Origin of the sequence: Mammaliicoccus sp. JADD-157 (genome assembly GCF_049310805.1) — a bacterium.
In the GTDB taxonomy this organism is placed as follows: Bacteria; Bacillota; Bacilli; order Staphylococcales; family Staphylococcaceae; genus Mammaliicoccus; species Mammaliicoccus lentus.
In genome coordinates, this window is the sequence record NZ_JBMOVZ010000005.1 from 232,560 (window position 1) to 259,053 (window position 26,494).

Here is a 26,494-nt window from a genome sequence, read left to right on the forward strand (position 1 = left end):
TAAATAGATTTTAAGAAATGGGTGTCAATATCATGGCAGAAAGAGTCAGAACAAGTCCTCAGTATGAATCGTTTCACGAATTATACAAGAATTATACAACTAAAGAATTAACATCTAAGGCTAAAGAACTCAAAATCAGTAGCTATAGTAAATTAAATAAAAAAGAACTTGTCTTAGCCATTATGGAAGCACAAATGGAGAAAGACGGAAACTATTATATGGAAGGCATTTTAGATGATATACAACCTGATGGATATGGTTTCCTAAGAACAGTTAACTACTCTAAAGGTGAGAAAGATATTTACATCTCAGCTAGCCAAATAAGACGTTTTGAAATAAAAAAAGGTGATAAAGTAACTGGTAAAGTTAGAAAACCTAAAGAAAATGAAAAGTATTACGGTTTATTACAAGTAGATTTTGTGAATGATCAAAATGCAGAAGAAGTTAAAAAAAGACCACACTTTCAAGCGTTAACCCCTTTATACCCACAAGAACGTATCCAATTAGAAACAACAGAAAAAAATTATTCAACAAGAATTATGGATTTAATTACACCTATTGGTCTTGGACAACGTGGAATGATAGTTGCCCCTCCTAAAGCAGGTAAAACATCATTATTAAAAGAAATCGCTAATGCTATTGCAATAAATCAACCTAATGCGAAATTATTTGTATTATTAATTGGAGAACGACCTGAAGAGGTTACAGATATTGAGAGATCTGTAGAACAAGCAGAAGTAGTGAATTCTACTTTTGATGAGCCGCCAGAACACCATGTCAAAGTAGCTGAGTTGTTATTAGAACGCGCTAAGCGACTTGTTGAAATTGGTGAAGACGTAATCATTTTAATGGATTCATTAACGAGATTAGCACGTGCATATAACTTAGTTATTCCGCCAAGTGGTAGAACTTTATCCGGTGGTTTAGATCCAGCATCTTTACACAGACCTAAACATTTCTTCGGCGCTGCAAGAAATATTGAAGCGGGTGGTAGTTTAACAATTTTAGCAACTGCACTTGTTGAAACTGGTTCACGCATGGATGATATGATTTATGAAGAATTTAAAGGTACAGGTAACATGGAACTTCATTTAGATCGTAAATTATCAGAGAAACGAGTATTCCCTGCAATTGACATAAGAAGAAGTTCAACACGTAAAGAAGAATTGTTACTTGATCCAAAAGAATTAGAAATGGTATGGCAGTTAAGAAACCTATTTACGGACCAAAATGATTTTGCAGAACGTTTTATAAGAAAATTAAAACGCACAAAAACTAATGAAGAGTTCTTTGAAGTTTTAAGAAAATCTATGTTAGAAAGTGCTAAAACTGGCAAGTCCATCATATAAAATTTAAGGTTGCAATTTAATTACTCAACATATATAATATGTAAGTATTGAGTGAATAAGTCACAAATAAACTCTGTTCCAGATGGTTCAGGGCAAAGGAGCTGAAAGAAATGAAACAAGGAATTCATCCAGAGTATCATAAAGTAATCTTTTTAGATACGACTACAGACTTCAAATTTTTAAGTGGTTCTACTCGTACTTCTAGTGAAACAATGGAATGGGAAGATGGCAACGAATACCCAGTTATCCGTTTAGATATCTCTTCTGATTCACATCCATTCTATACTGGACGTCAAAAATTCGCATCTGCGGATGGTCGTGTGGAACGCTTCAACAAAAAATTTGGTTTCAAATCAAACAACTAATCATGAAGCGCATCAAGCATCCTTTTTTAAAGGGTGCTTTTTTTTGTAAAAATTAAGAACAGAAATTTATAATATGATATAATTAAGCGATTATGTTGAAAAAGGTGGACAAGTAATATGTACGAAAATTACCATTCCGGTTGGATAGAATGTATTTGCGGAAGTATGTTTAGTGGTAAATCTGAAGAACTAATTAGACGGCTCAGAAGAGGTTTGTATGCTAAACAAGATGTTAAAGTATTTAAACCGGCTATCGACAATCGTTATAGTGAACAAGCAGTCGTGTCTCATAACGGTAATCAATTAGATGCTATAAGCATTGAACATTCAAGTGAAATTTTAAAGCACGATTTACAAGGTATTGATATAATTGGTATTGACGAAGTTCAATTTTTTGACAATGAAATCGTTGCAGTTGCACAAAAATTAGCCGAAGAAGGCTATCGTGTAGTTGTAGCAGGACTGGATATGGATTTCAAAGGTGTGCCCTTTGAACCTATGCCTGAAATGATGGCAGTCGCTGAAATCGTAACTAAATTACAGGCTGTTTGTGCTGTTTGTGGATCACCTTCCAGTCGCACACAAAGGCTTATTAACGGGGAACCCGCTCATATTAATGATCCTATTATTTTAGTAGGGGCAGATGAAAGTTATGAACCGAGATGTAGAGATCATCATATTATAAGAACAGAAACAAGGAGTGATATAAATGTTTGATCAATTAGAAATCGTAGAAAATAGATATGAACAACTTAACGAACTATTGAGTGATCCTGATGTTGTATCTGATACGGATAAGCTTAGAGAGTATTCTAAAGAACAATCTGATTTACAAAAAACAGTAGACGTTTTTCGAACATATAAATCAGTGAAAACTGATATCGAAGACGCAAAAGTAATGCTAGAAGAAACAGATGACAAAGACGATCAAGAAATGTTAAAAGATGAAATTAACAGTTTAACTGATCGCATCCCAGAATTAGAGTCAGAGTTGAAGTTCTTACTTATTCCGAAAGATCCAAATGATGAGAAAAACGTAATCGTTGAGATACGTGGTGCAGCAGGTGGAGATGAAGCTGCAATATTTGCTGGAGACTTATTTAGAATGTATTCTCGTTTTGCTGAAATGGAAGGATACAAAATAGACGTAGTAGAAGAAAACCCAAGCGATCATGGTGGTTATAAGGAAATCAGTTTTTCTGTTCAAGGGACGGGTGCGTTTAGTAAATTAAAATATGAAAATGGTGCACACCGTGTGCAACGTGTTCCAGAAACTGAATCGGGTGGTAGAGTTCATACTTCAACTGCGACTGTTGCTATATTACCAGAGGCTGAAGACGTGGAAGTTGATATTCGTAGTGAAGACTTGAAAATTGAAACTTATCGTTCTAGTGGTGCAGGTGGTCAGCACGTTAACACGACTGACTCAGCCGTACGAATTACACACGTACCTACAGGTATTATTGCAACATCTTCTGAAAAATCACAAATTAAAAACCGTGAAAAAGCACTAAAAGTATTAAAAGCAAGAGTTTTTGATATGATGGTTCGTGAAGAACATGCCAAATATGCTGAAAAAAGGAAATCAGCTGTTGGGACAGGTGACCGTTCTGAACGTATTAGAACATATAATTACCCACAAAACAGAGTTACTGACCATCGCATAGGTTTAACAATTCAAAAATTAGATCAAATAATGGACGGTAAAATTGGTGAAATTATAGATGCGTTAACGATGCATGAACAAACAGAGAAATTGGAAGATTTAAACAATGGAGAATTATAATTTTCAAACATTATTAACTGAAACATATAAAGCTTTATCAGCACGAGGGTTAGAAACTTCTCGTGCTGATTGGCTATTAGAAGACATATCTGGTTTGTCCAGAACACAAATCCTTTTAAAACAACAAGAGCCAGTACCAGATAATATACTTAAGAAATTTTTGACTTATAGAGAACGAATGTATTTAGGGGAACCCGTACAGTACATCGTTGGATTTGCTGAGTTCTATGGACGAAAATTCATAGTAAATAATGATGTACTAATCCCTAGACCTGAAACTGAGGAATTAGTTTTGCAAACATTAAATACTATAAATCAACACGAGCAAACAGTTTGCGATATTGGAACAGGCACAGGGGCTATTGCAATTAGCTTAAAGAAGGAGCTTACTAATTTAAATGTTATTGCAACTGATATTAGCGATGATGCATTAAAAGTTGCGAAAGAAAATGCTCGATTAAATCAAGCAGAAATTGAGTTTCTTCAAGGCGATGCTTTGAAACCTCTGATTAATAATGGCATTAAAGTCGATGTACTTTTATCAAACCCACCTTATATAAGCTACGAAGAAAAAGTAGAAATGTCAGAAACCGTACTGGAATATGAACCACACCTTGCTTTATTCACACAAAACAATGGTTTAGCTATTTACAAACGCATACTAAATGATTTAGATAAAGTGATGAAAAAAGATGGACTAGTCATATTTGAAATCGGTCATTTACAAGGTCAAATTTTAAAATCATATATTCATGAACACTATAAAGTTAAAAATTTGGCAATTATCAAAGATATAAATCAAAAGAATCGTATGATACAATTTAATTGGATGGGTTGTTAATAAGTTATGCACAAAAGGGTTGAGTTACCCACAAAATGTGTATAACTTTTATTTGTATACAGTAAATACGATGAGGAAGGGAAGTATAGCCTTGGAAACATATGTTTGGGATGTGCGTAAGTTTGTTCATAACTTAGCTAGTTATCCACACATCAATCAGATTATAGATGGTTACCGTCAAAATCAACTTATAGCTTTGCCGACGGAAACAGTATATGGATTAGGAGCAAATGCAAAAGACGAAGAAGCAATTAAAAATATTTATAAAGCTAAGGGTCGTCCATCTGATAACCCACTTATTGTTCATATTCATAATAAAAATCAATTAAAAGATTTTACTAAAAATATCTCAGAAGAAACAGAATTGTTGATGGATGCTTTTTGGCCAGGTCCAATTTCATTTATCGTTCCATATAAGTCAGGATATTTAGATGATAGAGTAACGGGAGGGTTGAATTCAGTTGCTGTAAGAATGCCTAGTCATGCTATTGGAAGAGAGATTTTGCAATTAGTCAATTTACCAATTGCAGCTCCAAGTGCAAATTTAAGTGGGAGACCTTCGCCTACAAAATTTGAACATGTAAAACATGACTTAAATACGAGGATTTATGGAATTATACAAGCTGAAGATATAGATGAAGGAATAGAAAGTACAGTAATAGATTGTACGACTTTTCCTTTTAAAATAGCAAGACCAGGGTCTATAACTGCTGAAATGATTAATGAGGTTTTGCCGAATAGTATTATAGATAAAAAAATAGATATAAATAAACCAATTGCCCCAGGAATGAAATATCAGCACTATGCACCTTCTCAACCAGTAACGTTAATAGAGGGTGGTATAACAAAACCGCTCGACCTTAATTTATTAAATAGTAAAAAACTAGCTTTTATTGGTCCAAGAAGCATAGAGCATTTAGTTCCTGAAAACATTAAATTTATTCCTTTAGGAAAAAATAAAAATGATATTAAAGGTGCTCATCATGATTTGTACGATGCATTAAGAATCGCAGACCAATTAAATGATATTGAACATATATTGATAAATGGTTATGAACGAACAGATCAAACTGTTGCATTAATGAATAGAATAGATAAAGCAAGCGGACATAGATTTAAAGGGGAAGATGAATTGTGAAAATAATATTTGTATGTACAGGTAATACTTGTAGAAGTCCATTAGCAGAAGCTATAGCTAAAGATTTGATGCCTGATTACGAAATACATTCGAGAGGTATTTCAGCATTTAACGGTGCACCGATATCTCAACAATCAATGGATATTATATTGGAAAATAATTTACCGATTCCTGAATCAGCGCAACAATTTAGCGATGCAGATTTAGATGCAGATTTAATTTTGACTATGACAGAAAATCACAAATCGATATTGCAATCCATGTATGAACATAAAAATATTGATTCATTAAAACATTATACGAGTGGAAAAGCTGGAGACGTAGTAGATCCAATTGGACAGCAAATAGGTGTGTATAGAAATACTTATGAAGAAATTAAGAAATTGATAATCGAATTATTACAGAGTAATTAAGAATACAAATAATTTGTATAATAGCTATATCACGCATGAAAAATACGTTATAATATGAAAGTATAAACAAATTGGGAGGTGGGAAGATGAAAGTAGCTATTGCAGCAGACCATGGAGGCTTTGAATACAAAGAAGCAATTAAAAAATTATTAGAAGAAATGAACATTGAATATAAAGATTTTGGAACACATAAAGGTGAATCAGTGGATTATCCAGATTATGCTAAACCTGTTTCAGAAAATGTAGCAAATGGTAATTTCGATAAAGGTATTTTAATTTGTGGAACTGGCATTGGTATGTCGATTGCTTCTAATAAAGTAAAAGGGGTACGTTGTGCACTTGTGCATGATGTTTTTACTGCGGAAGTAACAAGACAACATAATGATTCAAACGTATTAGCATTAGGCCAACGTGTCATCGGTGAAGGATTAGCACTTCTCATCGTCAAAACTTGGTTGACGAGCGAGTTCGAAGGCGGTAGACATCAAAAACGCATAGATAAAATTGAAGGCGATTGTTCATGAAAAATAATTTAATACAATTAATCAATGAACTTAAGTCTAAACAATTTTTTAATGAAAATGAACTATGTATTATAGGATGTTCTACTTCAGAGATTAGAGGGGCAAAAATAGGCTCGAATGGTTCAGCAGAGATTGCGAAAGAATTGTATGAAACGCTTGATTCAATACATAAAGAGACAGGTGTTCATTTTGCATTTCAAGGTTGTGAACATATAAATCGAGCTATTACAATCGAACGCGAACTGTTTGATCCCTACTTAATGACTGAGGTTTCTGTTGTTCCACAACGGAATGCTGGAGGCAGCTTATCAACCTATGCATATCAACATATGGATGATCCTGTATTAGTTGAACATATCAAATGCGATAAAGGTATTGATATTGGTCAAACATTAATTGGTATGCATATTAAGCATGTAGCAGTACCGATATCAGTTGAAACTAGACAAATCGGTGAAGCAGTAGTAACAGTAGCAACAAGCCGTCCAAAATTAATTGGCGGTGAAAGAGCAAAGTATTAAATTCTTAAAAGCGAGGGATTGTACATGTCATTTATTAAAAAGCAAGACGAAAAACTTTTCGAAGCAATGGAAAAAGAGTTCGACAGACAAAATAACAACATAGAATTAATCGCGTCTGAGAACTTTGTTTCTGAAGCGGTGATGGAAGCTCAAGGTTCTGTATTAACTAATAAATACGCAGAAGGGTACCCTGGTCGTCGTTATTATGGTGGTTGTGAGCATGTTGATATCGTAGAAGATATAGCGAGAGAACGCGCAAAAGAAATCTTCGGTGGAGACCATGTTAACGTACAACCACATTCTGGTTCACAAGCAAATATGGCTGTGTATTTTGTTGCTTTAGAACCAGGTGATACTGTGCTTGGAATGAATTTAAGTCATGGTGGACATTTAACTCACGGAGCTAAAGTTAACTTTAGTGGTAAACTATATAACTTTGTAGAGTATGGCGTGTCTAAAGAAAATGAACAAATTGACTATGATGAAGTTTTAAGAGTAGCTAAAGAAACTCAACCAAAATTAATAGTTGCTGGTGCTTCTGCTTATCCAAGAGGAATTGATTTTAAACGTTTCAAAGAAATTGCAGATGAAGTAGGCGCTAAATTAATGGTAGATATGGCTCATATCGCCGGTTTAGTTGCTGCTGGATTACACCAAAACCCAGTAGAATATGCTGACTTTGTTACAACTACGACGCACAAGACACTTAGAGGACCTCGTGGTGGCATGATTTTCTGTAAAGAAGAATATGCTAAAGAAATCGATAAAATCATTTTCCCTGGTATCCAAGGTGGTCCATTAATGCATGTGATTGCAGGTAAAGCTGTATCATTTGGTGAAGCATTAGAACCAGAATTTAAAGATTACCAAAAACAAGTGATTAAGAATGCTCAAAAGTTAGCTGCTACACTAGAAGAAGAAGGTTTACGTATTGTATCTGGTGGAACAGATAACCATTTAATCTGTGTTGATGTTAAAGGTTCTCTTGGTATTACAGGGAAAGTTGCTGAAAATGCTTTAGATGAAGTAGGCATAACTTGTAATAAAAATACAATACCATTTGATCAAGAAAAGCCTTTCGTAACAAGTGGTATTCGATTAGGTACACCAGCTGTTACATCTCGTGGATTTGATGAAAGTGCAATGGAAGAAGTTGGTAGAATAATGGCGACAGTGCTAAAAAATCCTGAAGATGAAACAACATTAAAAGAAGCACATGAACGTGTATTATCATTAACTTCTAAGTTCCCACTTTACAACAAATAATAGTTATTGGAGGATTGCCTTATGGGTAAAGTACATGTTTTTAATCACCCGCTCATTCAACATAAATTGAGCTATATTCGTGATAAAAAAACTGGAACAAAGGAATTTAGAGAGCTTGTTGACGAAGTAGGCATGCTTATGGCTTATGAAGTTACAAGAGATTTTGATTTAAAAGACGTAGAAATTGAAACACCTGTTACAAAAATGACAGCGCAAAGATTATCAGGTAAGAAATTAGCGCTCATTCCTATTTTACGTGCTGGTCTTGGTATGACAGAAGGTATTATGAAACTTGTACCTGCTGCGAGAGTTGGCCACGTTGGTTTATATCGTGACCCAGAAACACTTGAAGCAATAGAGTATTTTGTTAAGTTACCTCAAGATATTGAAGAACGTGAAATTATTGTAGTAGATCCTATGCTTGCTACAGGTGCATCTGCGATTGAAGCTATTCAATCATTAAAAAATCGTGGCGCTACTAAAATCCGCTTTATGGGATTAGTTGCTGCACCTGAAGGGGTTAAGGCACTACAAGAAGCACATGAAGATGTAGATATATATATTGCCGCTTTAGATGAAAAATTAGACGAGCATGCATACATTACACCAGGACTTGGTGATGCAGGTGACCGTCTGTTTGGCACTAAATAATAATAGGAGGATTTTATTACAATGAAGAAAATTATGACGATATTTGGTACGCGACCTGAAGCTATTAAAATGGCACCTTTGGTTTCAGAACTGAAAAATGATCCGGAGTTACAACCAATTGTAGTTGTGACTGCACAACATAGAGAAATGCTGGACTCAGTTCTTGAAACATTTGATATCACACCAGATTATGATTTGAATATCATGAAACAAGGGCAAACACTTTCTGAAGTAACTTCTAGAGTGCTAGGTGGACTTGAAAGTGTTATTCAAGAAGCGAAACCAGATATGATATTGGTACATGGAGATACAACTACTACTTTTGCTGGTAGCTTAGCTGCTTTTTATAACGAAGTCGCAATTGGACACGTTGAAGCAGGTTTAAGAACTTGGAATAAGTATTCTCCATTCCCAGAAGAAATGAATCGACAAATGACGGGGGTCCTTGCTGATTTACACTTCTCACCAACTGATCAGTCTAAACATAATTTACTTCAAGAAAATAAAAAAGACGAATCTATTGTTGTTACAGGTAATACAGCTATTGATGCATTATCAACAACGGTTAGTGAAAATTACGAAAGTGAAATCATTAATCGCCATAAAGATAAACGCATCGTGTTGTTAACAGCGCATAGACGCGAAAATATTGGCAAACCAATGGAAAATATCTTCAAAGCTGTTAGACGTATTGTTGAAGAGCAAGAAGATGTTGTCGTTGTATACCCAATGCATAAAAATCCAAAGGTCAGAGATATAGCTGGACAATTATTAAGTGATCATAATCGTATCGAACTAATAGAGCCATTAGAAGTTATTGATTTTCATAACTTTGCGGCAAATTCTCATTTGATTCTTACTGATTCTGGCGGTGTACAAGAAGAAGCGCCTTCACTTGGGAAGCCAGTCCTTGTTTTGAGAGATACAACTGAGCGCCCAGAAGGGGTAGAAGCTGGTACGCTAAAATTAGTTGGCATAGAAGAAGAGGATGTCTACAACGAAACGAAAAAACTATTAAATGATCAATCTTCATATGAAAGCATGAGCATTGCTCAAAATCCATATGGTGATGGCTTAGCATCTAAGAGAATATGTGAAAATATTAAGTATTATTTTGATATTTTGACTGAAGCACCTGCACCGTTCAAAACAAAATAAGTTAGAAGTGGTTTGTGTCAATTCTGTGACAAAAAAATGGCAAAAATTTGTTTTCTATTTTTGACATAGCATTGACACTATAAGGCCACTATATTATCATGAAAATTGTGTGATGAAACGGTTTTCAAAGATATATAACTAATTAAAGGAGTTTCAGCTGCATGTTTGATTTCAAGGGCTTTTTCAAGTCTTATTTACAGTATTTTATTTTCTTCGTTATTTTTCTAGTTGTCGTTTATTTCTTCTTGAAACATGAGTTCATTTTAGGACTAATAATTGGAACAATAGCATCAGCTGTTAACTTGTTTTCATGGGAAGTTTACCTCAATCGAGCAAAAAATGCTGAATCATTACAATTATCAACTGGAAACTGGGTAAGGTACCTTGTAACTATTGTTGCATGTTGTTTCTGGCTTAAATATCCAATAATTGTTGATATTATCGGAATTTTAGTAGGGCTGATGATTGCATATGTGTTAATCATGTTTAGGTCACTCAAAAATCTCGATTAAATAATTAAAATTGTGAAAAGAGGTGAAAATATGGAACACGAATCACCTTTGTGGTCCATCAATTTTGGAGGGTTTGACTTAATATTCAATCTTTCAAGTGTCTTAATGATAGTAGTTTCAGCAATTATCGTTTTTGCGATAGCTGTAGCTTGTACTAGAAATTTAAAAGTAAGACCTTCTGGTGCTCAAAACTTTATTGAATGGATTTTTGACTTCGTTAAAGGCATCATTCAAAGTAATATGGCATGGAAAGAGGGAGGGAAATTCCATTTCCTTGCAGTAACATTAATATTATTTATTTTTGTTTCTAATATGTTAGGACTTCCATTCTCAATTGTTGTAGGACACACATTATGGTGGAAATCACCAACAGCAGATCCTACTGTGACATTAACATTAGCTACTTTAATGGTATTGCTCACACACTTCTACGGTGTGAAAATGCGTGGAACGAGTGGATATTTAAAATCGTTCGTTCAACCGGTAGCTTTAATGGTACCATTCAAAATTGTTGAAGAATTTGCTTCAACATTGACGCTTGGTCTACGTTTGTACGGTAATATATTTGCAGGTGAAGTATTATTAGGTTTACTAGGTACTTTAGCTGCTGGCGGCGCTTTAGGAGTTTTAGGCGCATTTTTACCTGCTATGGTATGGCAAGCATTCTCAATTTTTATAGGTTCAATTCAAGCGTACATATTTGTAATGTTATCAATGGTTTATATGTCCCACAAAGTGGCAGAAGATCATTAATATAAAATTTAAAAAACAATTAATATTTTTAATTCTAGGAGGAAAATTATAATGAGTTTAGGTGTATTAGCAGCGGCAATCGCAATCGGTTTAGCAGCATTAGGAGCAGGTATTGGTAACGGTCTTATCGTTTCAAGAACAGTTGAAGGTGTTGCACGTCAACCAGAAGCACGTGGTCCATTAATGACAATTATGTTTATCGGTGTTGGTTTAGTTGAAGCCCTACCTATCATTGCAGTTGTAGTAGCATTCATGGTAATGAACCGATAAGCTAACATATTTTTAGAACAGGCGGAGTCTATCTAAAAAGGATTTCGCCATTCATTTATGAGGTGTTAGAACCTTGACTTGCAATGAAAGGAGTGTAATTGGCAGTGGATCATAACGTATTGGTTTTAGGTGCAACAGGCAGTGGCGTTGAATGGGGAACAGCTTTATTCACATTAATCACGTTTTTAATCCTGTTAGCTTTATTAAAGAAATATGCTTGGGGACCATTGAAATCCATAATGGATGAACGTGAAGAAACTATCAATAAAGATATTGATGACGCTCAAGCAGCAAAGGTAAATGCAAAAAAATTAGAAGAAGAAAATAGAGACATCCTTAAAAAGACTCAAGAAGAAGTACAAACAATTCTTGATGATGCAAAACATCAAGCTAAAGTACAACAAGAGCAAATTATAAGTGATGCAAATGTTAAAGCAAATGGGTTAATTCAATCAGCACAAGCAGAGATTCAGCAAGAGAAACAAAGAGCAATTGCTGATATTAATAATCGTGTATCTGAACTTTCTGTATTAATAGCTTCTAAAGTAATTAATAAAGAGATTTCTGAACAAGATCAAAAAGAACTTGTTGAAAAATACATTAAAGAGGCAGGGGAAAAATAATGGCGAATATAAGTCAAAAATATGCCCAAGCTTTATATGATGTAGCAGAAGAACATAACATAGAAGACACAATATTAAACGAACTCGAAACGCTAGAAAATAGTGTGAAACCAAATCTAGATGAAATTAAGGCTATAGATTATAATCCAAAGTTAGCTCAAGAAGACAGACAAGCTTTAGTTGAAAATGTATTCAAAGGCGTATCTAAACCTTTAATGAACACATTATTCTTATTAGCTAATAACAACAAATTGTCTTTAATTCCTAGTGTTTTTATAGATTATAGAAATATTTATAATCAAGTACATAGTCAAGATTTAATGAAAGTTGAATCTGTCTATCCGTTATCTAACGAAGAATTAGATGAAATAGGGAAAGTTTTTATTAAGCGTACAGGTTTAAAGAAATTAATTTTAGAAAATGAAATAAATGATTCTTTAATTGGCGGTGTTCGTGTAACGATAGGTACGAAAGTTTACGACGGCTCGATTCAGAATGATTTAAATCAATTAACAAAATCATTTCATCAAATGAAATAATTATTAAGGAGTGACATAGATGGCCATTAAAGCTGAAGAAATCAGTGCTTTATTACGCTCTCAAATTGAAAACTATGAGTCTGAAATGTCAGTTACCGACGTTGGTACAGTTATCCAAGTCGGGGATGGTATTGCATTAGCTCATGGCTTGAATGACGTTATGGCTGGTGAACTTTTAGAGTTTCATACTGGCGTTTTAGGTTTGGCACAAAACTTAGAAGAAAATAACGTAGGTATCGTCATTTTAGGACCTGCAGAAGGTATTAAAGAAGGCGATGAAGTTAAGCGTACTGGACGTATCATGGAAGTACCAGTAGGCGAAGAATTAATCGGACGTGTTGTGAATCCTTTAGGACAACCAATAGATGGACAAGGTCCAATTAACACTTCTAAAACACGCCCTGTAGAATCACCTGCAACAGGTGTTATGGATCGTAAATCAGTAGATGAACCTCTACAAACTGGTATTAAAGCGATTGACGCATTAGTACCAATTGGACGTGGACAACGTGAGTTAATCATCGGTGACCGTCAAACTGGTAAAACTACTGTAGCAATCGATACTATTTTAAACCAAAAAGACCAAGATATGATTTGTATATACGTAGCTATAGGTCAAAAAGAATCTACAGTTCGTACAGCAGTTGAAACATTACGTAGACATGGTGCATTAGATTACACAATCGTTGTATCAGCATCTGCAGCTCAACCTGCTCCTTTACTGTATATTGCACCTTATTCTGGTGTAGCTATGGGTGAAGAGTTCATGTTCAATGGTAAACACGTATTAGTTGTTTATGATGATTTAACGAAACAAGCAGCAGCTTACCGTGAATTATCATTATTACTACGTCGTCCGCCAGGCCGTGAAGCTTATCCAGGTGACGTATTCTACTTACACAGTCGTTTATTAGAACGTGCTGCTAAATTGAATGATGAATTAGGTGGCGGTTCAATTACTGCATTACCTTTCGTTGAAACGCAAGCAGGTGATATCTCTGCTTACGTACCGACAAACGTTATTTCAATTACAGACGGTCAAATATTCTTACAATCAGACTTATTCTTCTCAGGTGTAAGACCAGCGATTAACGCAGGTTTATCAGTTTCACGTGTTGGTGGTTCGGCACAAATTAAAGCAATGAAGAAAGTTGCTGGTACTTTACGTTTAGACTTAGCTTCTTATCGTGAATTAGAGTCATTTGCTCAATTCGGTTCAGACTTAGATGCTGCAACTAAAGCGAAATTAGAACGTGGTAAACGTACAGTAGAAGTACTTAAACAAGATCAAAATAAACCATTATCTGTTGAACGACAAGTTGTTATCTTATACGCATTGACTAAAGGTCATTTAGATGACATTCCTGTTGTAGACATTACAAGATTTGAAGATGAATTCTTAAATTGGATCGATTCTAATGCTAGCGATTTATATAAAGAAATTCGCGAAACAAAACAATTACCATCTGATGATAAATTTGTTTCTGCTATCGAAGGATTCAAAAAAGTATTTAATAAATCTCAAGTAGAGTAATATTAAGCTTTAAATAAAAGGTGGTGAAATTGTGGCTTCACTTAGAGAAATCAAAGGAAGAATCACTTCTACGCAAAGTACGAGTCAAATTACAAAAGCAATGAACATGGTTTCTAATTCTAAATTACGTAGAGCTGAAGAAAACGCAAGTGCATTTGAACCTTATATGAATAAAATGCAAGATGCAATAACAGCTATTGCTTCTAAAAGTTCGGATGTATCTCATCCGATGCTTAAAAAACGAGAAGTAAAACGTTCAGGTTATTTAGTGATAACTTCTGACAAAGGATTAGCAGGACCATATAGTGCAAATATATTAAAAAATTTAGTAAATGATATTAAAGAAAAACATAACAACAACCCAGATGAATATGCAATTGTTGTAGTAGGTCGTGTAGGTCGAGATTTCTTGAAGAACAGAGATTATAATGTTGTTGAAGAATATACGGGATTACCAGATCAACCTACTTTTAAAGATGTTCAAGCTTTAACTGAAAAAGCAGTAGACTTATTCAACGAAGAATTCTACGATGAACTGACTTTATACTATAGTCACTTTGTAAGTGTTCTTGAGCAACAAGTTAAGTCTAAAAGGATACTACCTTTATCTGATGAAGATACAGGAAAAGGTTCAAGCTTAATGGCTGGCTACGAATTCGAACCAGATAAAGAAACTATTTTAGAAGTTATATTACCACAATATGCTATTAGTTTAATCTATGGTGCTGTATTAGACGGTAAAGCAAGTGAGCATGCTTCTAGAATGACGGCTATGAAAAATGCTACAGACAATGCTTCTGAATTAATTGACGAATTATCAATACAATATAACAGAGCTAGACAAGCTGCAATTACTCAACAAATTACTGAGATTGTAGGCGGAGCAGCTGCACTAGAATAAGATTAGGAGGAATTTACATGGGATTAGGCCGAGTAACGCAAATTACAGGGCCAGTTATTGACGTACGTTTCCCACATGGTGAATTGCCGGAACTTAATAATGCTTTGACAATTAAAGTAGACCGTCCCGACGGTAACTCTTTTAATTTAGCATTAGAAGTTGCATTACACCTTGGTGATGATGTTGTACGTACAATAGCTATGGCATCAACTGATGGTGTGAAACGTGGTCAAGAAGTAGTAGACACTGGTAAAGCTATTTCAGTACCGGTTGGAGATGCTACATTAGGTCGTGTGTTTAATGTTTTAGGTGAAAAAATTGATTTAGGTGAAGAGCTTGATGAAAGTGTTCGTCGTGACCCTATTCATCGTTTAGCTCCTAAGTTTGAAGATTTATCTACAAAAGTAGAAATTCTTGAAACTGGAATTAAAGTAGTAGACTTATTAGCGCCATATATTAAAGGTGGTAAAATCGGTCTATTCGGTGGTGCCGGTGTAGGTAAAACAGTTCTTATTCAAGAATTAATTAATAATATTGCTCAAGAGCATGGTGGTATTTCTGTATTCGCAGGTGTAGGTGAACGTACACGTGAAGGTAACGACTTATACTATGAAATGAGCGATTCAGGCGTTATTAAGAAAACGGCAATGGTCTTTGGACAAATGAACGAACCACCAGGCGCTCGTGCTAGAGTTGCATTATCAGGGTTAACTATGGCTGAATACTTCCGTGATGAACAAGGACAAGATGTATTATTATTCATTGATAACATCTTCCGCTTTACTCAAGCAGGTTCTGAAGTTTCTGCATTGTTAGGTCGTATGCCTTCAGCAGTTGGTTATCAACCAACTCTTGCTACTGAGATGGGACAATTACAAGAACGTATTACATCTACTAATAAAGGATCAGTTACATCTATTCAAGCGGTATTCGTACCAGCCGATGACTATACTGACCCAGCGCCAGCTACTGCTTTCGCTCACTTAGATGCAACTACAAACCTTGAGCGTAAATTAACAGAAATGGGTATATACCCAGCGGTTGATCCTTTGGCTTCAACGTCGCGTGCCTTAACACCTGAAATTGTTGGTGACGAGCATTATGACGTTGCACGTCGTGTTCAACAGACTTTACAAAAGTATAGAGAATTACAAGATATCATAGCTATCCTTGGTATGGATGAATTATCAGATGATGATAAGAAAACAGTTGAACGTGCTCGTCGTATTCAATTCTTCTTATCTCAAAACTTCCATGTAGCAGAACAATTTACTGGCCAAAAAGGATCATATGTACCAGTTAGTCAAACTGTACAAGATTTCAAAGCAATACTAGAGGGACAATATGACCATATACCAGAAGATGCTTTCCGTTTAGTCGGTGGTATCGAAGCAGTTCTTGAAAATGCTAAAAACATGGGTGTAGAGGTCTAATACTAATTAGGAGGAATGGAAAATGAATACATTTACCTTAGATGTTGTCACTCCTAATGGATCTGTTTACTCAGCAAAAGATGTTGAACTTGTTGTTTTACATACTGAAACTGGAGAAATGGGTGTAATGGCTGGCCATATTCCAACTGTTGCAGCATTAAAAACAGGATATGTTAAAGTAAACAAAGCAAGTGGTACAGAGTATTTAGCTGTTTCCGAAGGATTTGTTGAAGTAAGAACTGATAAAGTTACTGTTCTAGTTCAGTCAGCTGAAACAGCTGAGGATATAGATAAAGAACGTGCGATTAATTCTAAAGAACGTGCAGAAGAACGATTACATAGTAATCGTGATGATGTTGATTATAGACGTGCTGAACGCGCGTTAAGTCGTGCAATTAATCGAATTGAAGTGGCTAAATTTAGATAATTATACAGGCTGAGACAAAAATATATGTCTCAGCCTAATTTATTATAATGGCAGTAGCTGACTGGACTGAAAATACGCTTATATCAAAGTTATTTCAATTCTGGTCATCTTTGTCGGGATGGGACTATGAAATATTTTTAGGAAAATGAAATATCTGTCCCACTCCCTTTGTTCTAGTGAAAGGATTGAGAGTATGGAATATTATGGTCAATTAGGTATTATAGGATTAATTCTTCATGTTGTATGTGTATGTTTAGCTTTTTGGGCGTTACAAGGCGTTAGGTTAGAGCAAATTTTCAAGAAAAATCATATAGCGCAAGCTCAAACATTTATAATCATTTTAGCTGTTTTATTAGGTACAAGTCTGAGTCGTTTTATTTTAGATATCCTCCAATATTCGTTACAATTAAAATTACTTTTCTAAAAATTACAAGAAAATACATAAATGTATGTAAAAAGAACAAAAAAGTAGTATAATGTTTTGGTGAATGTTTATGATTAATTAAAAGTGTGTATTTAATATATATATACTTTTGTAAATTAAATAATAGTGATGTATTTGTGGAGGACAATTATATGGATAAAATCGTCGTAAAAGGCGGGAAACGTCTAGAAGGAACAGTTGTTGTAGAAGGGGCTAAAAACGCAGTTCTACCTATATTGACAGCTACACTTTTACCGTCTGAAGGTCAAAGCGTTTTAACGAATGTACCAAAGTTAAGTGATGTTGATACAATAAATAACGTATTAACACATTTAAATGCAGAAATAGAATATGAGGCAGATAATAATACTGTAAAGGTTGATTCATCTAATCCTTTAAAAATAGAGGCACCTTATGAATATGTAAGCAAAATGAGAGCAAGCATATTAGTAATGGGTCCATTATTAGCAAGAGAAGGTCATGCTAGAGTTGCTTTACCGGGAGGTTGTGCAATTGGATCAAGACCAATTGAACAACATTTAAAGGGCTTCGAAGCATTGGGTGCTGAAATAGAATTACATAATGGATTTATAGAAGCAACTACACCTAATGGTTTAAAAGGCAGTAAAATTTATTTAGATTTCCCAAGCGTTGGTGCTACTCAAAATATTATGATGGCAGCTGTATTAGCAGACGGAAAAACTGAAATACAAAACGTTGCTAGAGAACCGGAAATAGTTGACTTAGCTAATTATTTAAATGAAATGGGTGCTCAAGTACATGGAGCAGGTACGGATACAATTAAAATAATTGGAGTCGATCATTTAGTAGGTGCGGAGCATTCTATTATTCCTGATAGAATTGAAGCTGGTACATTTATGATCGCTGGTGCTATTACAAGAGGTAATATAAATGTAATCGGAGCAATAAGAGAACATATGTCAAGCTTAGTTTCGAAACTAGAAGAAGCTGGTGTTCAAATAACAGAAATTAAAGATGGCTTAAATATTCAAGTGCCTGGTGAAATTAAAGCTATCGATGTTAAAACGATGCCACATCCTGGTTTCCCTACGGATATGCAATCTCAAATTATGGCGTTGTTATTAACTGCTAACGGAACAAGTAAAATAACTGAAACTGTCTTTGAAAATAGATTCATGCATGTTGAAGAATTTAAACGTATGAATGCTGATATATTTATTAACGGTAGAAGTGCTATGATTACGGGACATGATGACTTACAAGGTGCAGATGTAAAAGCAACAGACTTAAGAGCAGGTGCAGCACTTATACTTGCTGGACTAGTATCTGAAGGTTATACAAATGTTACAGAACTTAAACATTTAGATAGAGGTTATGTTGATTTTCATGGTAAACTAAAAACATTAGGTGCAGATGTAGAACGCATTAATGATGAAGGCAAGTTAAAAGATAAAGCGAGGGTTTAGTATGGCTGAAACACAATCATCGAGAACTGACGAAAAAAATAGAAAGTCGCCATTTAAAAGGTTTAAAGAAAAAATTCAAACGAGTAGAGTTGAAACGATTCAAGGTATTGAAGTTGAACATCGTGTAATACCGTTATGGATGAAATTACTTATATTGCTAATTTTAATGGTCTTGCTATTTGTTGTCGGGACTATGATTGGTTATGGCATTTTGCATAATCCATTTGGTGTATTTAAACCTGAAACTTGGCAGCACATCTTTGAATTAACAGGAAGGAGTTCATGATGGAAGAAATTATTTACGATTATAATGAAATTAAAAAAATAATACCTCATCGTTATCCATTTTTATTATTAGATAAAATTGTAGAATTAGAAGATGGTAAACGTTGTGTTGGTATTAAGCAAGTATCTGGGAATGAGCCTTTCTTCCAAGGTCATTTTCCTGATTATGCCGTAATGCCTGGCGTACTAATCGTTGAAGCTTTAGCGCAAACAGGTGCAGTAGCAATGCTACGATTAGAAGAAAACCAAGGTAAGTTAGCTATGTTTGCAGGAATCGATAAGTGTCGATTTAAGAGACAAGTAGTGCCTGGTGACACGCTAAGATTAGAAGTAGAAATCAATAGAATTAAAGGTCCAATAGGAAAAGGTACTGCTAAAGCAACAGTAGATGGAGAAGTTGCATGTAGTTGTGAAATTAGCTTTGCACTTGTGGATCAAAAATAAAAAATATATAGATGTATAAAGCCACACCATTGAATGTTCAATGGTGTGGCTTTATTTGTTGTAAATAGTCGAGAGATTTATATCTCACTCTTTATTATATATTACTTTTTTCATCTTTTAATTTTGGTTTAGATTGCATAAGTCGATTAAATGAAGTTTTAAGTTCTTCACCTGTTAATCCTTCTTCTATTAGTTGTTCTAGTAATCGTTCAGCATAAACTTGTCTTAAAGTATAAATATGACATTCAAATACTACTGAAATTTTTTCATCTAATTGCTCTATATATTTTATAGTCGCATCAAATAATGCAGGGTCATTAGATGGTCTTGTAATAACGACGCGTGTGTCTAATAATTTTTGAGTGTCATGATATTCTTTCATTTGTTCATAATGAATATCAGAGATTAAAATTTCTAATAACCAACCTGTTCCACTATTTTCTTTATTTATAATAATACCATCTAACAATTCATATTCTGTAATCTGTTCATCATTTACGATTTGAAAGCGAACTGCTTTAAATGTTTTCATAAACATCCCCCTTAAATGTTAAAACTACGAATGTTTAACTTTGTGTTCTATTATAAAGCACTTTTTAAGTAAATAACAATATTCTAAGGATATTGTTGAAAATTATGATTGTAAATATAAAAAAATGGATTTTGACGTAAAAATGTTGATTCCTTATATTAAAAATATAAGGAGGTGAAAGATATGCTTAATAAATCTGTTTTAGTTGGGAGGTTAACTAAAGACCCTGCCTATTTTAAGAAAGGTGACACTATCATTTCTACATTTTGTTTAGCCGTTGAAAGGGGTTATAAATCTAAAGAAGGTAATATGGTTGTTGACTTTATTGTGTGCAAAGCTTTTGGGAAATTAGCTTATAACATTCATCAATATACAAAGAAAGGTCAATTAATAGCTTTAACAGGCCAAATACAAACACGTGTATATATTAAAGATGATAAAAAGCAATATATTACTGAAATTATTTGTGAAACGATAAAGTTTTTAAATATGCCTTCAACAAATAGGAAAGGTGTCCCTCAATCTAAAGAAGAGATAAGTGATTTAATAAGTGAAAGTGCTGACACTTATTCAGAAGAACTATCTGTTAGAATGAGCGATGAAAGAAATACAGCTGAACAAAAGGCCAAAGAGAACGAACAAGATAACTTGTCGCAAGATGAAGTTTATAAACAGTATAATAAAATGATTGAAATTATACATGATGAAACAGACACATCTGAACAACCACAAACCTCGAATAAATCTATGGTAGTAAAATCATAGATTCATTCTAATTCCTCTATTAATAAAAATAGTCTTCCAAAACTAAAATACTCTCGATTCTATATTCCAATGTGTCTAGAATATATATAGCCAGACGCTTATTAAATTGTTCAAATTATTGGACGTTTAATTACTTCCTACAAACTTATTCTAAAATTTGTGGGAAGTATTTTATATTTTATAAGTAGTTTATATATGACTTAAGAGTTTAATTATAATTGTGTAACCAATTACAGTGGTGTTACAAATTGCACTTTAATTAATTTTACACAACTTAAAAGAATACTTTCATGAAAGTTCTCAAGAAAGTATAAAGCTGTAAAATATTCTTGAGATTTATGTAATACAATTGTAATAATTGGCTGTAATTTTTCATATAGTTGTAACCTATGTCATCAAATTTAATGATATAGTTTATAAAGTAAAAATCATAAATAAAGAGATAACCTTACAGGAGGAAATATTCAATCATGAAAAAATTATTAGCAGTTTCAACAGCAGCAGTTGCAGTTACGACAGGGGTAACAGCTACAGCTGATGCAGCAACTCATACAGTAAAATCGGGAGACACTTTATTTGAGATCTCTAAACAATACGGAACAACAGTTGACGCACTTAAAGCGGACAATGGTTTAAGTTCAAACTTAATCTTACCTAACCAAGTAATTAAAGTTAATGAAGCGAAAGCAGAAAATACTGAAGCGACTACAGAATACACTGTAGTTTCAGGAGATACTTTAGGGAAAATTGCATCTAAATATGATGTAACAGTATCTCAATTGAAAGCATGGAACAACTTAAATTCAGATCTAATTGTTGTTGGTCAAACTTTATCATTACAAGCACCAGCACAATCAGCTGAACCAGCAACAGCTCCAGTAGCTCAACAAGCTCCGGTTCAACAAACTGAAACACAAGTTGAAGCACCAGCTTACCAAGCTAACTATCAAGCACCAACACAATCATACAAAGCACCAGCTCAACCAACATATAATAAAGTTCAAACTTCACAAACTTCATATAAAGCGCCAGCTCAATCGGCTAGCACTGGTGGATCTACTAAAGCTCAATTCTTAGCTGCAGGTGGAACTGAAGCAATGTGGAATACAATTGTATTACCAGAATCAAGTGGTAATCCAAATGCGGTAAGCCCTAACGGTTACCAAGGTTTAGGTCAAACTAAAGAATCATGGGGAACTGGTTCTGTAGCTACACAAACTAAAGGTATGTTAAACTACGCGAAACAACGTTATGGTTCTGAAGCAGCTGCAATTGAATTCCGTAAAACTCATGGCTGGTGGTAAGCTAAAAGCTTAATTTTCAAGTTATATAAATAATATTAATTCAATCGTCTAGGAAATATCCTAGGCGATTTTTTATATTTTACTAATGTTGTTTAATTTGACCATTATAAATGTATTTGATAATCTTAAAGTAATTGAATAAAGGAATGACTACTAGGGGCGCCTATAGGCTGAGATGAATTCGTTCAGTCCCTTATACCTGATTTGGATAATGCCAACGTAGGAAAGTGGTCAATTAACGTATACTCTACTTTTAATTGACTTCTTTTTATACGAAAGAAGTCATTTTTTTATTTAAAAAATTATTAGGAGAGATAACATGCGTTTTTCTGAGCAGTTACAACAAAAAGTAGAACCAATTATTGAAGAAATATATAATGATGGATTCATTCAAGGGTTTGTAAATGATGACATTTCAGCAGAAGCTGTAAAGCATTATTTAAAAGCGGATGCCAGATATTTAAATGAATTTGCTAAAGTCTATGCGCTATTAATTCCTAAAATAGATTCTAAAGAAGAGTTGAAATTTTTATTAGAACAAATAGAATTCGCTTCTTCAGGGGAAGTAGGAGCTCATCAAATATTAGCGGATTATATCGGTGAAGATTATCATGAAGTAATAAAAGATGGGGCATGGTATCCTACTGCAGATCACTATATTAAGCATATGTATTATAATGCGTACGCACATGAAAATGTTGCTTATACTGTAGCAGCTATGGCACCATGTCCATATGTATATAGAAGGATAGCTCAACTAGCTATTGAGAGAAATAATTTTTCGTCTAATCATAAGTTACAAGAATGGTTTAAATTTTACTATAAAGGTATGGATGAACTAATGGACGTATTAGACAACTGGCTCGATACTTTTAGTGAAAATGCATCTAAAGCAGAAATAGAACTAGTCGAAAGAAATTTTTTAGAAAGTACTGTACATGAACGCAATTTTTTCAACATGTCGTATATTCAAGAAAAATGGGAATTTGAGGAGAGATAAATATGAAAAAACCAAACATTGCGTTATCGATTGCTGGTACCGACCCAACAGGCGGAGCAGGTATCATGGCAGATTTAAAATCATTTCAAGCGTCAGGAGTATATGGAATGGCAGTTCCAACTAGTATCGTTTCTCAAAATACTTTAGGTGTACAAGATGTCTACCATTTACCTATAGAAGTACTTGAATCTCAATTAAAAAGTGTATTCGATGATGAAACGCCAGATGCAATAAAAACGGGCATGATTGCATCAGAAGAAATGATGGAAACAATCAAACCTTATATTGAACAAGCTAATAAACCTTATGTCATTGATCCTGTAATGGTCGCTAAAAGTGGAGATTCACTGATGGATGATAAAGGTAAAAATAAATTAAAATCTATATTATTACCATTAGCTACTGTGGTAACCCCAAATATACCAGAAGCTGAAGATATAACAGGGTATAAAATTCAAACAGAAGAACAAATCAAAAAAGCTGGAGAATTTTTCTTAAATGAAGTTGGTTCTAAAGGTGTTGTCATTAAAGGTGGTCATTTAGAAGGTGATGCTATTGATTATTTATTTACACAAGAGGGTATAAGAAGTTGGAAGAGTGAAAGATTTGATACGCAACACACACATGGGACTGGTTGTACATTTAGCGCTGTGATTACAGCAGAATTAGCTAAAGGACATACGATAGAAGAAGCGGTTAATACAGCTAAGAGATTTATTACTTTAGCAATTAAGTACACGCCAGAAATAGGAAAAGGTAGAGGACCAGTAAATCATTTCGCATATCAAAAAGTAGAGGGATTGGATTATGAGTAAACTACAAAATATTCGAGAAACAGGGCCACTCGTAGTATGTTATACAAATGATGTTGTAAAAAACTTTACAGCGAACGGTTTAATATCGTTAGGAGCAAGTCCAGCTATGAGTGAAGAACCAGAAGAAGCAGAAGAATTTTCGAAAGTAGCAAGCGCCTTTTTAGTAAATATAGGTACAATTACAACCGATAAAGCATATGATATGAAAGAATATGCGAAAATTATGCATGATAATGGAGTGCCTGTTGTATTAGACCCAGTTGCAGTTGGAGCATCCACAATTAGAAAGACATTCTGCCAAACACTTCTTAACGATCAAGTAGTTGATGTAATACGAGGTAACGCATCAGAAATATTAGCTTTAGTTGATGAAGAAACAACTATGAAAGGCACAGATAGTGATGATTCGTTAGATGTAGTAAAAATTGCTAAAAAAGCGCATAAACAATTGGATTTACCGATTATATTAACAGGAAAAACAGATGTTATTGCATGTAATAATCAATATTTAGAATTAAATAACGGTAGTGAAATGCTGACAAAAATTACTGGTGGAGGATGTTTATTAGGCGCTGTAGTGGGTGCTTTTCTTGCAAATGAAAAACAAATTACAGTAGATTTATTAGGAGAAGCATTATCAACGTATAATATCGCTAGTGAAATTGCGAGTGAACAATCCGGTGCGCATTTACCAGGTACATTCAAAGTTGCATTTATTGATCAATTGAATGCAATAACGGATGAAATTGTTAAGCAAAAACAGAATGTGAAAGAAGTGAAATAATGTTTAAACAAGAATTGCTAAAAGTTTATTTTATAGCAGGCAGCCAAGACGTACCTAACAAAAATTTATATACTGTTCTTGAGGAAGCATTAAAATCAGGTATTACAATGTTTCAATATCGAGAAAAAGGGCCTAATAGTAAAACAGGCAAAGACAAAGAAACATTAGCGAAACAATTATTTGAACTATGTAAAAAATATAATGTACCGTTCATAGTAAATGACGATGTCGATTTAGCCTTAAAAATAAATGCTGATGGTATCCATGTTGGACAAGACGATAAAAATGTATCGTTATTTAAAGATAAGTTTGAAAATAAAATCATTGGATTAAGCGTTGCTAATAAAGAAGAATATGATTTATCAGATGTTTCACTTGTTGATTATATAGGTACAGGTCCTATACATTCAACGCTGTCTAAAAGTGATGCAGGTGAAGAGGGTGGTTATGACCTCATTTCTAACTTAAGAAGATATGATGAAAATATACCAATTGTTGCTATTGGAGGTATAACAGAAGCTGACGTCGTACCATTGATAAACGCTGGTGCGGATGGGGTTAGCATTATTTCAGCTATAGCAAAAAGTATAAATATTGAACAAACTGTGAAGGGCTTTCATAATCAATATAAAAAAGTACTATAAATTTAAGATATTGATTTATGTTGAATAGAAACTATGGTAGAATAACCTTTATGTGAGTATATCAATAGAGGTGGAAAAATGAAGAAAAAAGCTTTATGGCCATTATTATTCGGTGTAATGGTTGTGCTAGCTGGGTGTGATTATTCTAAACCTGAGAATAGAGATGGATTCTTTTATAATACATTTGTTAAACCAATGGATAATTTAATTCATTGGCTCGGCGCTAACTTAGATCACAACTATGGACTAGCAATTATAATTATTACGTTAATCGTGCGTTTAGTCTTATTCCCATTCATGATGAAAACGTATAAAAATCAAAAATTAATGCGTGAAAAAATGAAATTAGCTAAACCTGAAATGGAAAAAATTCAGGAAAGAGTTAAACGTGCTAGAACTCAAGAAGAAAAAATGGAAGCCAATCAAGATATGATGGCACTATACAAAAAGCACGGTATTAACCCAATGAACATGGGTTGTTTACCAATTGTTATTCAAATGCCTATCGTAATGGGCTTGTTCTATGTATTGAAGTTCCCAACTGAAGGTGGAATTACAGAATATCCACAATTCCTATGGTTCAACTTAACGCAACCAGATATCTTCATTACTATAATTGCAGGTATCATTTATGCATTACAAGCATTTGTTTCTATGAAATACGCTAATGTACCTGATGAACAAAAGAATATGATGAGAATGATGATGTTCATTTCTCCAATCATGATTATTTGGATGTCATACATTTCAGCTTCAGCATTAGGTTTATACTGGGCTGTCGGTGGTGCTTTCCTAGTTGTTCAAACTTGGTTAGGTAATGTCTTCTATAACAGTAAAGTTGAAGAAGAAATGAAACCAATCATTGAAGCGCACGAAAAAAACCAACAAGAAGCTAACAATGATAAGAAACCAGCTAAACTCGTTTCTAATAAAAAGAAAAAGAAATAAATCGGGATAACAACAATCCTGTAAAATAGAAAAAGCGGAAATTCTTTTAAATAAGAATTTCCGCTTTTTTATTGTCTAAGTTGCAAGACGAGGTCCA

General features: G+C 34.1%; 33 protein-coding genes and 1 riboswitch. Of the genes, 32 read left to right on the plus strand and 1 reads right to left on the minus strand.

Translation table 11 applies throughout. The features are described from left to right. Positions 1 to 32: 32 nt before the first annotated feature. The 25 genes from rho to fabZ all read left to right on the plus strand — a co-directional run bounded on the left by rho (position 33) and on the right by fabZ (position 19,605). Positions 33 to 1,349 (plus strand): transcription termination factor Rho, encoded by a 1,317-nt coding sequence (rho, locus tag ACO6VN_RS13630; RefSeq protein WP_064204158.1) that lies wholly within the window; start codon positions 33 to 35, stop codon positions 1,347 to 1,349. 110 nt (positions 1,350 to 1,459) lie between these two features. Next, complete coding sequence (locus ACO6VN_RS13635; RefSeq protein ID WP_016998893.1) at positions 1,460 to 1,714, plus strand: type B 50S ribosomal protein L31; 255 nt, start codon at positions 1,460 to 1,462, stop codon at positions 1,712 to 1,714. 117 nt (positions 1,715 to 1,831) lie between these two features. Next, complete coding sequence (locus tag ACO6VN_RS13640) at positions 1,832 to 2,431, plus strand: thymidine kinase (RefSeq protein WP_016998894.1); 600 nt, start codon at positions 1,832 to 1,834, stop codon at positions 2,429 to 2,431. Next, a complete protein-coding gene (prfA, locus tag ACO6VN_RS13645; RefSeq protein WP_422404784.1) occupies positions 2,424 to 3,500 on the plus strand; it encodes a peptide chain release factor 1 in 1,077 nt (358 codons plus the stop codon). The genes ACO6VN_RS13640 and prfA overlap by 8 nt, the downstream gene beginning before the upstream one ends. Continuing rightward, a complete protein-coding gene (gene prmC / locus ACO6VN_RS13650) occupies positions 3,487 to 4,341 on the plus strand; it encodes a peptide chain release factor N(5)-glutamine methyltransferase (protein WP_422404785.1) in 855 nt (284 codons plus the stop codon). Before prfA ends, prmC begins: the two co-directional genes overlap by 14 nt. Before the next feature lie 91 nt (positions 4,342 to 4,432). Continuing rightward, a complete protein-coding gene (locus ACO6VN_RS13655) occupies positions 4,433 to 5,479 on the plus strand; it encodes an L-threonylcarbamoyladenylate synthase (protein ID WP_422404786.1) in 1,047 nt (348 codons plus the stop codon). Then, positions 5,476 to 5,892, plus strand: a complete 417-nt coding sequence (locus ACO6VN_RS13660; RefSeq protein ID WP_016998898.1) for a low molecular weight protein arginine phosphatase — start codon at positions 5,476 to 5,478, stop codon at positions 5,890 to 5,892. The genes ACO6VN_RS13655 and ACO6VN_RS13660 overlap by 4 nt, the downstream gene beginning before the upstream one ends. A gap of 86 nt (positions 5,893 to 5,978) precedes the next feature. Then, entirely contained in the window at positions 5,979 to 6,416 is a 438-nt protein-coding gene (gene rpiB, locus ACO6VN_RS13665) for a ribose 5-phosphate isomerase B (RefSeq protein ID WP_016998899.1), read from the plus strand. Beyond that, positions 6,413 to 6,937: a TIGR01440 family protein gene (locus tag ACO6VN_RS13670; protein WP_103268935.1), complete on the plus strand. Its 525-nt coding sequence runs from the start codon at positions 6,413 to 6,415 to the stop codon at positions 6,935 to 6,937. The genes rpiB and ACO6VN_RS13670 overlap by 4 nt, the downstream gene beginning before the upstream one ends. Before the next feature lie 24 nt (positions 6,938 to 6,961). Beyond that, positions 6,962 to 8,203, plus strand: a complete 1,242-nt coding sequence (gene glyA, locus ACO6VN_RS13675; protein WP_016998901.1) for a serine hydroxymethyltransferase — start codon at positions 6,962 to 6,964, stop codon at positions 8,201 to 8,203. A 21-nt stretch (positions 8,204 to 8,224) separates the two neighbouring features. Then, on the plus strand, positions 8,225 to 8,854 hold the full coding sequence (upp, locus tag ACO6VN_RS13680; protein ID WP_216683333.1) for a uracil phosphoribosyltransferase: 630 nt from the start codon (positions 8,225 to 8,227) through the stop codon (positions 8,852 to 8,854). A 21-nt stretch (positions 8,855 to 8,875) separates the two neighbouring features. Next, a complete protein-coding gene (gene wecB, locus ACO6VN_RS13685) occupies positions 8,876 to 10,012 on the plus strand; it encodes a non-hydrolyzing UDP-N-acetylglucosamine 2-epimerase (RefSeq protein WP_216683332.1) in 1,137 nt (378 codons plus the stop codon). A gap of 161 nt (positions 10,013 to 10,173) precedes the next feature. Beyond that, positions 10,174 to 10,524, plus strand: coding sequence for an ATP synthase subunit I (locus ACO6VN_RS13690; RefSeq protein WP_016998903.1), 351 nt, complete (start codon positions 10,174 to 10,176; stop codon positions 10,522 to 10,524). A 30-nt stretch (positions 10,525 to 10,554) separates the two neighbouring features. Next, positions 10,555 to 11,277: a F0F1 ATP synthase subunit A gene (atpB, locus tag ACO6VN_RS13695; protein WP_016998904.1), complete on the plus strand. Its 723-nt coding sequence runs from the start codon at positions 10,555 to 10,557 to the stop codon at positions 11,275 to 11,277. Positions 11,278 to 11,328: 51 nt separating this feature from the next. Beyond that, positions 11,329 to 11,547 (plus strand): F0F1 ATP synthase subunit C, encoded by a 219-nt coding sequence (atpE, locus tag ACO6VN_RS13700; protein ID WP_016998905.1) that lies wholly within the window; start codon positions 11,329 to 11,331, stop codon positions 11,545 to 11,547. 98 nt (positions 11,548 to 11,645) lie between these two features. Next, positions 11,646 to 12,170 (plus strand): F0F1 ATP synthase subunit B, encoded by a 525-nt coding sequence (locus ACO6VN_RS13705; RefSeq protein WP_016998906.1) that lies wholly within the window; start codon positions 11,646 to 11,648, stop codon positions 12,168 to 12,170. Beyond that, entirely contained in the window at positions 12,170 to 12,709 is a 540-nt protein-coding gene (locus ACO6VN_RS13710; RefSeq protein ID WP_016998907.1) for a F0F1 ATP synthase subunit delta, read from the plus strand. The genes ACO6VN_RS13705 and ACO6VN_RS13710 overlap by 1 nt, the downstream gene beginning before the upstream one ends. 19 nt (positions 12,710 to 12,728) lie before the next feature. Next, complete coding sequence (gene atpA / locus ACO6VN_RS13715) at positions 12,729 to 14,243, plus strand: F0F1 ATP synthase subunit alpha (protein WP_016998908.1); 1,515 nt, start codon at positions 12,729 to 12,731, stop codon at positions 14,241 to 14,243. A gap of 31 nt (positions 14,244 to 14,274) precedes the next feature. Beyond that, entirely contained in the window at positions 14,275 to 15,144 is an 870-nt protein-coding gene (atpG, locus tag ACO6VN_RS13720) for an ATP synthase F1 subunit gamma (RefSeq protein ID WP_422404787.1), read from the plus strand. A gap of 17 nt (positions 15,145 to 15,161) precedes the next feature. After that, positions 15,162 to 16,577 carry a F0F1 ATP synthase subunit beta gene (gene atpD, locus ACO6VN_RS13725; protein WP_422404788.1) on the plus strand — a complete coding sequence of 472 codons (1,416 nt, stop codon included), beginning with the start codon at positions 15,162 to 15,164 and terminating at the stop codon, positions 16,575 to 16,577. Between the two features lie 22 nt (positions 16,578 to 16,599). Then, complete coding sequence (locus ACO6VN_RS13730; protein WP_016998910.1) at positions 16,600 to 17,004, plus strand: F0F1 ATP synthase subunit epsilon; 405 nt, start codon at positions 16,600 to 16,602, stop codon at positions 17,002 to 17,004. Positions 17,005 to 17,197: 193 nt separating this feature from the next. Beyond that, positions 17,198 to 17,428 carry a DUF1146 family protein gene (locus ACO6VN_RS13735; RefSeq protein WP_016998911.1) on the plus strand — a complete coding sequence of 77 codons (231 nt, stop codon included), beginning with the start codon at positions 17,198 to 17,200 and terminating at the stop codon, positions 17,426 to 17,428. A 152-nt stretch (positions 17,429 to 17,580) separates the two neighbouring features. Then, a complete protein-coding gene (gene murA / locus ACO6VN_RS13740; protein ID WP_194201562.1) occupies positions 17,581 to 18,876 on the plus strand; it encodes a UDP-N-acetylglucosamine 1-carboxyvinyltransferase in 1,296 nt (431 codons plus the stop codon). A gap of 1 nt (position 18,877) precedes the next feature. Beyond that, positions 18,878 to 19,162, plus strand: a complete 285-nt coding sequence (locus ACO6VN_RS13745) for a DNA-directed RNA polymerase subunit beta (RefSeq protein WP_016998916.1) — start codon at positions 18,878 to 18,880, stop codon at positions 19,160 to 19,162. Then, a complete protein-coding gene (gene fabZ, locus ACO6VN_RS13750; protein ID WP_016998917.1) occupies positions 19,162 to 19,605 on the plus strand; it encodes a 3-hydroxyacyl-ACP dehydratase FabZ in 444 nt (147 codons plus the stop codon). Before ACO6VN_RS13745 ends, fabZ begins: the two co-directional genes overlap by 1 nt. 94 nt (positions 19,606 to 19,699) lie before the next feature. Here the strand turns inward: fabZ and ACO6VN_RS13755 are convergent, their stop codons facing one another. After that, the gene (locus ACO6VN_RS13755) at positions 19,700 to 20,137 is read right to left on the minus strand and encodes a YwpF family protein (protein WP_016999715.1); all 438 of its coding nucleotides are present in this window, start codon (positions 20,135 to 20,137) and stop codon (positions 19,700 to 19,702) included. A gap of 183 nt (positions 20,138 to 20,320) precedes the next feature. On the opposite strand from ACO6VN_RS13755, the gene ACO6VN_RS13760 reads away from it, so the two are divergent. From ACO6VN_RS13760 to yidC, 7 genes are all read left to right on the plus strand, one after another. Further along, entirely contained in the window at positions 20,321 to 20,902 is a 582-nt protein-coding gene (locus ACO6VN_RS13760; protein WP_016999714.1) for a single-stranded DNA-binding protein, read from the plus strand. A gap of 470 nt (positions 20,903 to 21,372) precedes the next feature. Then, positions 21,373 to 22,206: a LysM peptidoglycan-binding domain-containing protein gene (locus ACO6VN_RS13765; protein WP_194201563.1), complete on the plus strand. Its 834-nt coding sequence runs from the start codon at positions 21,373 to 21,375 to the stop codon at positions 22,204 to 22,206. Between the two features lie 145 nt (positions 22,207 to 22,351). Continuing rightward, positions 22,352 to 22,449, plus strand: a riboswitch (TPP riboswitch). 76 nt (positions 22,450 to 22,525) lie between these two features. Beyond that, on the plus strand, positions 22,526 to 23,206 hold the full coding sequence (tenA, locus tag ACO6VN_RS13770; protein ID WP_135031102.1) for a thiaminase II: 681 nt from the start codon (positions 22,526 to 22,528) through the stop codon (positions 23,204 to 23,206). 2 nt (positions 23,207 to 23,208) lie between these two features. Beyond that, the gene (gene thiD / locus ACO6VN_RS13775; RefSeq protein ID WP_103268929.1) at positions 23,209 to 24,021 is read left to right on the plus strand and encodes a bifunctional hydroxymethylpyrimidine kinase/phosphomethylpyrimidine kinase; all 813 of its coding nucleotides are present in this window, start codon (positions 23,209 to 23,211) and stop codon (positions 24,019 to 24,021) included. Then, positions 24,014 to 24,805: a hydroxyethylthiazole kinase gene (thiM, locus tag ACO6VN_RS13780; RefSeq protein ID WP_194201565.1), complete on the plus strand. Its 792-nt coding sequence runs from the start codon at positions 24,014 to 24,016 to the stop codon at positions 24,803 to 24,805. Before thiD ends, thiM begins: the two co-directional genes overlap by 8 nt. Continuing rightward, positions 24,805 to 25,449 (plus strand): thiamine phosphate synthase, encoded by a 645-nt coding sequence (gene thiE, locus ACO6VN_RS13785; RefSeq protein ID WP_194201566.1) that lies wholly within the window; start codon positions 24,805 to 24,807, stop codon positions 25,447 to 25,449. Before thiM ends, thiE begins: the two co-directional genes overlap by 1 nt. Positions 25,450 to 25,527: 78 nt before the next feature. Continuing rightward, a complete protein-coding gene (yidC, locus tag ACO6VN_RS13790) occupies positions 25,528 to 26,397 on the plus strand; it encodes a membrane protein insertase YidC (RefSeq protein ID WP_016999708.1) in 870 nt (289 codons plus the stop codon). The last annotated feature ends 97 nt before the right edge of the window (positions 26,398 to 26,494 follow it).